9 protein-coding genes are annotated in these 9,259 nt (G+C 72.6%); 8 read left to right on the top strand and 1 reads right to left on the bottom strand.

Annotated elements, in window-relative coordinates; all coding sequences use genetic code 11:
• Window positions 1-27: 27 nt before the first annotated feature.
• The 4 genes from HGA02_RS04830 (at window position 28) to HGA02_RS04815 (ending at window position 5,593) form a co-directional block, all read left to right on the top strand.
• On the top strand, window positions 28-966 hold the full coding sequence (locus HGA02_RS04830; protein ID WP_124342414.1) for an RluA family pseudouridine synthase: 939 nt from the start codon (window positions 28-30) through the stop codon (window positions 964-966).
• A 154-nt stretch (window positions 967-1,120) separates the two neighbouring features.
• On the top strand, window positions 1,121-4,660 hold the full coding sequence (gene dnaE, locus HGA02_RS04825) for a DNA polymerase III subunit alpha (RefSeq protein WP_168678045.1): 3,540 nt from the start codon (window positions 1,121-1,123) through the stop codon (window positions 4,658-4,660).
• A 58-nt stretch (window positions 4,661-4,718) separates the two neighbouring features.
• Window positions 4,719-5,084, top strand: a complete 366-nt coding sequence (locus HGA02_RS04820) for an ArsR/SmtB family transcription factor (protein ID WP_168678046.1) — start codon at window positions 4,719-4,721, stop codon at window positions 5,082-5,084.
• Complete coding sequence (locus tag HGA02_RS04815; RefSeq protein WP_168678044.1) at window positions 5,081-5,593, top strand: SRPBCC family protein; 513 nt, start codon at window positions 5,081-5,083, stop codon at window positions 5,591-5,593. The genes HGA02_RS04820 and HGA02_RS04815 overlap by 4 nt, the downstream gene beginning before the upstream one ends.
• A 3-nt stretch (window positions 5,594-5,596) precedes the next feature.
• On the opposite strand, the gene HGA02_RS04810 is transcribed toward HGA02_RS04815, so the two are convergent.
• Window positions 5,597-5,815 (bottom strand): RNA-binding S4 domain-containing protein, encoded by a 219-nt coding sequence (locus HGA02_RS04810; RefSeq protein WP_162351753.1) that lies wholly within the window; start codon window positions 5,813-5,815, stop codon window positions 5,597-5,599.
• 83 nt (window positions 5,816-5,898) lie between these two features.
• Between HGA02_RS04810 and hisD the strand changes: the two genes are divergently transcribed.
• The 4 genes from hisD to HGA02_RS04790 all read left to right on the top strand — a co-directional run.
• Window positions 5,899-7,221, top strand: coding sequence for a histidinol dehydrogenase (hisD, locus tag HGA02_RS04805; RefSeq protein ID WP_168678043.1), 1,323 nt, complete (start codon window positions 5,899-5,901; stop codon window positions 7,219-7,221).
• A gap of 79 nt (window positions 7,222-7,300) precedes the next feature.
• Entirely contained in the window at window positions 7,301-8,443 is a 1,143-nt protein-coding gene (locus HGA02_RS04800) for a histidinol-phosphate transaminase (protein WP_168678042.1), read from the top strand.
• A complete protein-coding gene (gene hisB, locus HGA02_RS04795) occupies window positions 8,440-9,060 on the top strand; it encodes an imidazoleglycerol-phosphate dehydratase HisB (protein ID WP_124342408.1) in 621 nt (206 codons plus the stop codon). The genes HGA02_RS04800 and hisB overlap by 4 nt, the downstream gene beginning before the upstream one ends.
• A partial coding sequence (locus HGA02_RS04790) for a hypothetical protein (protein WP_210728179.1) occupies window positions 9,057-9,259 on the top strand: 203 nt, incomplete at its 3' end. The genes hisB and HGA02_RS04790, both read left to right, overlap by 4 nt.

Below are 9,259 nucleotides of genomic sequence, written 5' to 3'. Positions count from 1 at the left end.
GCACGGACTCCCCGGCGGAGCGACCCGGTGCCTGAGGTCCGCGCGCTGCCCGTGCCCGACGGTCTCGCCGGCGAGCGGGTCGACGCCGCGCTGTCCCGCATGCTCGGCCTGTCGCGGACCCGTGCCGCGGAGATCGCCGCCGCCGGTGGGGTCCGCGTCGACGGACGGTCGGTCGGCAAGTCGGACCGGCTCGTGGCCGGTGGGTGGCTCGAGGTGGAGATCCCCGACCCGCAGGGCCCGCCCGCGCCGGCGGTCGTGCCGGAGCCGGTCCCGGGGATGCGGATCGTGCACGACGACGACGAGGTCGTGGTCGTCGACAAGCCCGTGGGGGTCGCCGCGCACCCGTCGCCGGGCTGGACCGGCCCGACGGTCGTCGGTGCGCTGGCCGCCGCGGGGTACCGGATCTCGACGTCGGGGGCCGCCGAGCGGCAGGGTGTCGTGCACCGTCTCGACGTCGGGACGTCGGGGCTCATGGTCGTCGCGAAGAGCGAGCACGCGTACACGGTGCTCAAGCGCGCGTTCAAGGAGCGCACGGTCGAGAAGGTGTACCACGCGCTCGTCCAGGGTCACCCCGAGCCGACGACGGGGACGATCGACGCCCCGATCGGACGGCACCCGTCGGCGGACTGGAAGTTCGCGGTGGTCGCGGACGGCAAGCCGTCGGTCACGCACTACGAGGTCCTCGAGATGCTCCCGTCGGCGTCGCTCGTCGAGGTGCACCTGGAGACGGGCCGCACGCACCAGATCCGCGTGCACTTCGCGGCGCTGCGGCACCCGTGCGTCGGGGACCTCACGTACGGCGCGGACCCGACGCTCGCGGCCCGCACGGGCCTGTCGCGGCAGTGGCTGCACGCGGTCCGGCTGGGCTTCGAGCACCCGGGCACGGGGCAGTGGCTCGAGGTCACGAGCACGTACCCGGACGACCTCGCGCACGCGCTCGAGACGCTGGGCGCGGGCTACCGCTGACGCTCCGCCGCGCGACGCGGCGCGGCTCCGGCGGAGCCGATGAGGGTGGTCCGCCGTCCGTCCGTGGTGACGCGTCCGGCGTGTCGCGCACGCCACCTCCGACACGGTCGCGGGGCGTCCGGAGGTGTCGGTGGGGCGACCTAGGATGGCCCGCATGGCATCTGCTGGAGGCTCCGACTTCGTCCACCTCCACGTGCACACCGAGTACTCGATGCTCGACGGTGCGGCCCGGCTCGGCGACCTCTTCGCGGAGGTCGAGCGGCAGGGCCAGACGGCCATCGCGACCACGGACCACGGCTACCTGTTCGGTGCGTTCGACTTCTGGTCCAAGGGCACCGCGGCCGGGATCAAGCCGATCATCGGCATCGAGGCGTACGTCACGCCGGGCACGAGCCGGTTCGACCAGACGCGCGTGCGGTTCGGCCAGCAGGGCCAGGAGGCCGACGACGTCTCGGCCCGCGGGGCGTACACGCACATGACGATGCTGGCGCGGAACAACGAGGGTCTGCACAACCTGTTCCGCGCGTCGTCGCTCGCGTCCCTCGAGGGCCAGATGGGCAAGTGGCCGCGGATGGACCGCGACCTGCTGGAGACCTACGGCAAGGGCCTCATCGCGACGTCGGGCTGCCCGTCGGGGGAGATCCAGACGCGGCTGCGCCTCGGCCAGTGGGACGAGGCGGTGCGCGTCGCCGGCGAGCTGCAGGACATCTTCGGCAAGGAGTTCTTCTACGTCGAGCTGATGGACCACGGGATCGACATCGAGACCCGCGTCCTCAAGGACCTGCTGCGGCTGTCGGAGACGATCGGCGCCCCGCTCGTCGCGACGAACGACCTGCACTACGTGAAGCAGGAGGACAGCGCGTCGCAGGAGGCGCTGCTCGCGATCAACTCCGGCTCGACGCTCGCGGACCCCGACCGGTTCAAGTTCGACGGCGACGGCTACTACGTGAAGTCGGCGGCGGAGATGCGGCGCATCTGGGCCGAGCTGCCCGAGGCGTGCGACAACACGCTGCTGATCGCCGAGCAGTGCGAGGTCTCGTTCAACACCTCGGCGAACTACATGCCGAACTACCCGGTCCCGGCCGGTGAGGACGAGACGAGCTGGTTCGTCAAGGAGGTCGAGGCGGGCCTGCACCACCGGTACCCGGGCGGCATCCCGGACGAGGTGCGCAAGCAGGCGGCGTACGAGACCGAGGTCATCACGCAGATGGGCTTCCCGGGGTACTTCCTCGTGGTCGCCGACTTCATCAACTGGGCCAAGGACAACGGGATCCGCGTCGGGCCGGGCCGTGGTTCGGGTGCGGGCTCGATGGCCGCGTACGCCATGAAGATCACGGACCTCGACCCGCTGCAGCACGGCCTGATCTTCGAGCGGTTCCTCAACCCCGACCGTGTCTCGATGCCCGACTTCGACGTCGACTTCGACGAGCGTCGTCGCGGCGAGGTCATCCGCTACGTGACGGAGAAGTACGGCGAGGACCGCGTCGCGCAGATCGTCACGTACGGCACCATCAAGGCCAAGCAGGCCCTCAAGGACTCCGCGCGGCTGCTGGGCATGCCGTTCGCGATGGGGGAGAAGCTCACCAAGGCGATGCCGCCCGCGATCATGGGCAAGGACATCAGCCTCACGGGCATCTTCGACCCGGCGGACAAGCGGTACCACGAGGCCGAGGAGTTCCGTCAGGTCCACGCGACCGACCCGGACGCGCAGCGTGTGGTCGAGCTCGCGAAGGGCATCGAGGGCCTGAAGCGGCAGTGGGGCGTGCACGCGGCGGGCGTCATCATGTCGAGCGACCCGCTGATCGACATCATCCCGATCATGCGGCGGCCGCAGGACGGCGCCGTCATCACGCAGTTCGACTACCCGACGTCCGAGGGCCTCGGCCTCATCAAGATGGACTTCCTCGGGCTGCGCAACCTCACGATCCTCGACGACGCGCTCGAGAACATCGTGATGAACGGCAAGGACCCGGTCGTGCTCGAGGAGCTCGAGCTCACCGACCGCAAGACGTACGAGATGCTCGGGCGCGGCGACACGCTGGGCGTGTTCCAGCTCGACGGCGGCGGCATGCGGACGCTGCTGCGCCTCATGCGCCCCGACAACTTCGAGGACATCTCCGCGGTGGGTGCGCTGTACCGGCCGGGCCCGATGGGGGCGAACTCGCACACCAACTACGCGCTGCGCAAGAACGGCGCGCAGGAGGTCACGCCGATCCACCCCGAGCTGGCCGAGCCGCTCGAGGACATCCTCGGCACGACGTACGGCCTGATCGTGTACCAGGAGCAGGTCATGGCGATCGCGCAGCGCGTCGCCGGGTACTCCCTCGGACAGGCCGACATCCTGCGCCGCGCGATGGGCAAGAAGAAGAAGTCCGAGCTGGACAAGCAGTTCGAGGGCTTCTCCGCGGGCATGCAGGAGCGCGGCTTCTCGATGGCCGCGGTGCAGACGCTGTGGGACATCCTGCTGCCGTTCTCCGACTACGCGTTCAACAAGGCCCACTCGGCCGCGTACGGCGTCATCTCCTACTGGACGGCGTACCTCAAGGCGAACTACTCGGTCGAGTACATGGCCGCGCTGCTCACGTCGGTCAAGGACGACAAGGACAAGTCGGCCCTGTACCTCGGCGAGTGCCGGCACATGGGCATCACGGTCCTGCCGCCGGACGTGAACTCGTCGGCCGCCAACTTCACGGCCGTGGGCGCGGACATCCGCTTCGGCCTCACCGCGGTGCGCAACGTCGGCGCGAACGTCGTCGACGCGATCGTCCGCACGCGCGAGGAGAAGGGCGCGTTCACGTCGTTCACCGACTTCCTCGAGAAGGTGCCGGCGGTCGTCTGCAACAAGCGGACCATCGAGTCGCTCATCAAGGCGGGCGCGTTCGACTCGCTCGGTCACCCGCGGCGTGCGCTGCTGCTCGTGCACGAGCAGGCGGTCGACTCGGTCATCGGCGTCAAGCGCAAGGAGGCGGAGGGCCAGTTCGACCTGTTCGCCGACCTCATGGGCGGCGACGACGCGGGCCCGGGCTTCGCGGTCGCGATCCCGGACCTGCCCGACTGGGACAAGAAGCAGCGCCTCGCGTTCGAGCGGGAGATGCTCGGCCTCTACGTGTCCGACCACCCGCTGTCGGGCATCGAGCACGTGCTCGCGGCCTCGGCGGACGTGTCGATCGCGACCCTGCTCGCGGACGAGGCGCGGCCCGACGGGTCGACCGTGGTGATCGCGGGGCTGATCACGTCCCTGCAGCGCAAGATGTCGAAGCAGGGCAACCCGTGGGCGGCGGTCACGATCGAGGACATGGAGGGGTCCGTCGAGATCATGTTCTTCGGCGAGACGTACCTCGCGTACTCGACCGTGCTCGCGGAGGACGCGGTCGTCGTCGTGAAGGGCCGGGTGCGCCGCCGCGACGAGTCGATGTCGCTGCAGGCGATGGAGGTGTCGCTGCCCGACGTGTCGCAGGTCGCGGACGCACCGGTCGTCGTCTCGCTCGCGGTCGCGCGCTGCACGCAGCCGCTCGTCGAGCGGCTGCGCGAGGTGCTGTCGACGCACCCGGGGATCACCGAGGTCCACCTGCGCCTCACGAGCCCCGGGCGGGCGACCGTGATGCGTCTGGGCGACGGCCTGCGCGTGGAGCGCTCGCCCTCGCTGTTCGGCGACCTCAAGGCGCTCCTCGGCCCGAGCTGCCTCTCCGCCTGACGACTCATAGCCCTTGCGTTATATAACGCAGGGTGGAAACATCGCCCTCGTGGACGTGATGGACGCCTTGGGCGACCCGGTGCGGCGGCGGCTCGTCGAGCTGCTCGCCGACGGCGGTCGGAGCGCCGGCGACCTCGCCGACGCGGTCGGCGCGGAGTTCGGCATCAGCCAGCCCGCGACGTCCCGTCATCTGCGCGTCCTGCGCGAGGCGGGCGTGGTCGAGTCGCGCCCGCAGGGCCCGGTCCGGCTGTACTCCGTGCGTCCCGAGCCGCTCGCCGACGTCGAGCGGTGGGCGCGCGACGTGCGCCGCTACTGGGAGCCCCGTCTCGACGCGCTCGCCACCGAGGTCGCACGTGGCACGCGTGCCCGCCGCGTGGCGTCGGACGACGCGCCCGGCACCAACGACCAGGGGAGGAACCCATGAGCGACAGCACCGACGTGCGCGGCGTCCTGACCGCGACACCCGCCGGCACCACCGTCCGCTTCGAACGCCGGTACGCGACGGACGTCGACGACCTGTGGACCTGCCTGACGGAGCCCGAGCGCGTCGCCCGGTGGCTCGGACCGCTGCTCGGCGACCTGCGGGTCGGCGGCCGGTTCGAGGTGCGGATGGGCGACGACGTCGACGACTCGCCGCAGAACGCGACGGGCGACGTGCTGGTGTGCGACCGCCCGCACCGGCTCGACGTCACGTGGTCGTTCCCGGGCGAGCCGGTCACCCGCCTCTCGGCGACGCTCACCGGCGACGACGGTGCGACCGTGCTCGTGCTCGAGCACCACGACCTCGAGGAGCGCGCCGCCCGGGGCTACGGCGGCGGGTGGCACACGTGCCTCGACCGCCTGGACGACCTCCTGGCGGGTCGCGACGTCAGGTCGTGGGACGAGCTGTTCGGCGAGCGCCAGTCGCTCTACCGGGAGGGCGCGGCCGGCTGACCGTCAGCCGACCGTCGCGCTGACCACGCCCGTCGGCAGGTCCACGTCGACGCGGTCGCCGCGGACGAGCTGACGGCCGCGACGGGACTCGGGCTCGCCGTTCACGGTCACCGCACCGTCGTCGAGGAGCTCGCGCGCCTGCGCGCCGGTCTCGGCGAGGTCGGCGAGCTTGAGGAACTGGCCGAGGCGGATCGAGTCGTCGGCGATGGGCACCTGCGTCATGGCAGCAGTCTGCCCCGCCGACGCGCACGACCGGTGCGTGGGCGCACCGGAAAGGGGAGGCGTCCGCTCGTAGACTCGAGGCCGTGATCACCCGAATCGACCTGCGCGGTCGCGTGCTGTCCCGTCGTGAGCTCCTGCAGGAGCTGCCTCGCGCGGAGGTCGACGTCGAGCACGCCGCCGAGGCGGTCGCGCCGATCATCGCCGCCGTGCGCGAGCGTGGCGCGGCCGAGCTGCGCGACCTCGCCGAGCGGTTCGACGGCGTCCGCCCGCAGCACGTGCGCGTCCCCGCCGCCACGGTCGCCGCCGCGGTCGACCGGCTCGACCCGCAGGTGCGGGCCGCGCTCGAGGAGACGATCCGCCGCGTCCGTCAGGTGCACGGCGCGCAGCGTCCCGACGACTTCACGGTCCAGGTCGCGCCGGGCGCGACGGTCCGTCAGCGCTGGCTGCCGGTGCGCCGGGTCGGCCTGTACGTGCCGGGCGGGCTCGCGGTGTACCCGTCGTCGGTCGTCATGAACGTCGTCGCGGCGCAAGAGGCGGGGGTCGGCTCGCTCGCGGTCGCGTCGCCGCCGCAGAAGGACGAGGGCGGGCTGCCCGACCCGGTGGTGCTCGCGACGTGCGCCCTGCTCGGGGTCGACGAGGTGTACGCCGTCGGCGGCGCGCAGGCGGTCGCGATGTTCGCGTACGGCGCCGCGGGGTCGCAGCCGGAGGACGGCGACACGCTGTGCGAGCCGGTCGACGTCATCACGGGACCCGGCAACGTCTACGTCGCCGCCGCCAAGCGGCTGGTGCGCGGCGTCGTCGGCATCGACGCGGAGGCGGGCCCGACGGAGATCGCGATCCTCGCCGACGGGACGGCCGACGCGAACCACGTCGCGGCCGACCTCGTCTCCCAGGCGGAGCACGACCCGCTGGCCGCGGCCGTGCTGGTCACGACGTCGGTCGAGCTCGCGGGCTCGGTCGAGGCGAAGCTCGTCGACCGCGTCGACGCGACACGGCACCGTGAGCGCGTCACGACCGCGCTCAACGGCACGCAGTCGGCGATCGTCCTGGTCGACGACCTCGACGCGGGCCTCGACGTCGTCAACGCGTACGGCGCCGAGCACCTCGAGATCCAGGCCGTCGGCGCTGCGGCGCTCGCGGACCGGGTGACGAGCGCGGGTGCGATCTTCGTCGGCCCGTACTCGCCGGTGTCGCTCGGCGACTACATGGCGGGCTCGAACCACGTGCTGCCGACGGGCGGCTGCGCGCACTTCGCGAGCGGGCTCGGCGTGCACTCCTTCCTGCGGGCCGTGCAGGTCGTGGAGTACGACGCCGACGCGCTCGCCGTGGTGGCCGACCGGATCGTGGCGCTCGCCGACGCCGAGGGGCTGCCGGCGCACGGCGAGGCGGTCCGCGCGCGCTTCTGACCGGGCCGCCGCGCAGCGCCGTCCCCACCCTGCGGACGGCGGGGACGGCGGGCGGCGGACGCTCCCTAGAATCGGCAGGGTGACCGCCGACCTCGCCCGTCCCGCGCTGCCGCTGCGCCCCGAGCTCGCCGGGCTGGAGCCGTACGGCGCGCCCCAGCTCGACGTGCCCGTGCTGCTCAACGTCAACGAGAACCCGTACGCGCCGTCGGACGCCGTCGTCGAGGACGTCGCGCGTGCGGTGGCCGACGCGACGCGCACGCTCAACCGGTACCCGGACCGCGACTTCGCCGCCCTCCGCCAGGACCTCGCGGACTACCTCGCGGTCGAGTCGGGCGTGCGGGTCGCACCCGAGCAGCTGTGGGCGGCGAACGGGTCGAACGAGATCATGCTGCACGTCCTGCAGGCCTTCGGTGGCCCGGGCCGCACGGCGCTGTCGTTCGCGCCGACGTACTCGATGTACCCGGAGTACGCGCGCGACACGTCGACGGCCTGGATCGAGGGGCGTCGCGAGGACGACTTCAGCCTCGACCCCGACGCCGCGCGCGCCGCGATCGCGCAGCACGCGCCGTCGGTCGTCCTGCTCGCCAGCCCGAACAACCCGACGGGCACCGCGCTGCCGGCGGACACGGTGCTCGCGGTCCTCGACGCCGCGGCGCGCGTGCCGGGCGGGTGCGTCGTCGTCGTCGACGAGGCGTACGGCGAGTTCCGTCGCCGCGGCACGCCGTCCGCGCTCGAGCTGCTCGAGGGTCACCCGCACCTCGCCGTGAGCCGCACGATGTCGAAGGCGTTCGGCCTGGCCGGGGCGCGCGTCGGCTACCTGACGGCCTCGACCGCGTTCGTCGACGCGCTGCGCGTCGTGCGGCTGCCGTACCACCTGTCGGCCGTCACGCAGGCGGTCGCCCGGGCCGCGCTGCGGCACGCGCCGGAGCTCATGGCGCAGGTCGGGTCGCTGCGCGACGAGCGCGACGCCCTCGTCGGCTGGCTGCGCGAGCGTGGGCTGCGCGTCGCGGACTCCGACGCCAACTTCGTCCTGTTCGGCACGTTCGACGACCGCCGGGCCGTCTGGCAGGGTCTGCTCGACCGTGGCGTCCTCATCCGCGAGGTCGGGCCGCAGGGCTGGTTGCGGGTGTCGGTCGGCACCCCGCAGGAGACGGCGGCGTTCAAGGACGCCCTGACGCAGGTCGTGGGACTCGCCGCGACCGGCAACGAGGAGGACCGGTGAGCACTGGCACGACCGCGGCCCCGCGGACCGCACGCGTCGAGCGCACGACGAGCGAGTCGAGCGTCGTCGTCGAGCTCGACCTGGACGGCACGGGCCGCACCGAGATCTCGACGACGGTGCCGTTCTACGACCACATGCTCACGGCGCTCGGCAAGCACTCGCTCATCGACCTCACCGTCCGCGCGACGGGCGACACCCACATCGACGCGCACCACACGGTCGAGGACGTCGCGATCACCCTCGGCGAGGCGCTGCGTCAGGCGCTCGGCGACAAGCGCGGCATCTCCCGGTACGGCGACGCGACGGTGCCGCTCGACGAGGCGCTCGCGCAGGCCGTCGTCGACGTGTCCGGCCGCCCGTACCTCGTGCACTCCGGGGAGCCCGAGGGTCAGGAGTACCACCTCATCGGCGGGCACTTCACCGGCTCCCTGACGCGGCACGTGCTCGAGTCGATCGCGCACCACGCCGCCTTCAGCATCCACGTCCGCGTGCTCGCGGGCCGTGACCCGCACCACATCGTCGAGGCGCAGTTCAAGGCCCTCGCGCGGGCGCTGCGGTTCGCGGTCGCGCTCGACCCGCGCGTGGACGGCATCCCGTCGACGAAGGGCGCGCTGTGAGCGACCAGCCCGCGGGCGGCCGCACGCCCGACGAGCCCGACGACGTCGTCGTCCCCGACGACCTGTCGTCGCTGCTCGACGGGCCCGCGGGCTCCTCGGTCCCGGACGACGCCTCGTCGCTGCTCGACGACACCGACGGCCCGGCCGCGCCCGACGACGCGTCGGTGCTCCTCGGCAGCGAGGCGGACGAGCGGTCGGC

The organism is Cellulomonas septica (assembly GCF_012396155.1).
GTDB classification, from domain to species: Bacteria; Actinomycetota; Actinomycetes; order Actinomycetales; family Cellulomonadaceae; genus Cellulomonas; species Cellulomonas septica.
The sequence above is the reverse complement of the archived record's forward strand: the minus strand, read 5'-3'. Positions and strand labels throughout refer to the sequence as shown.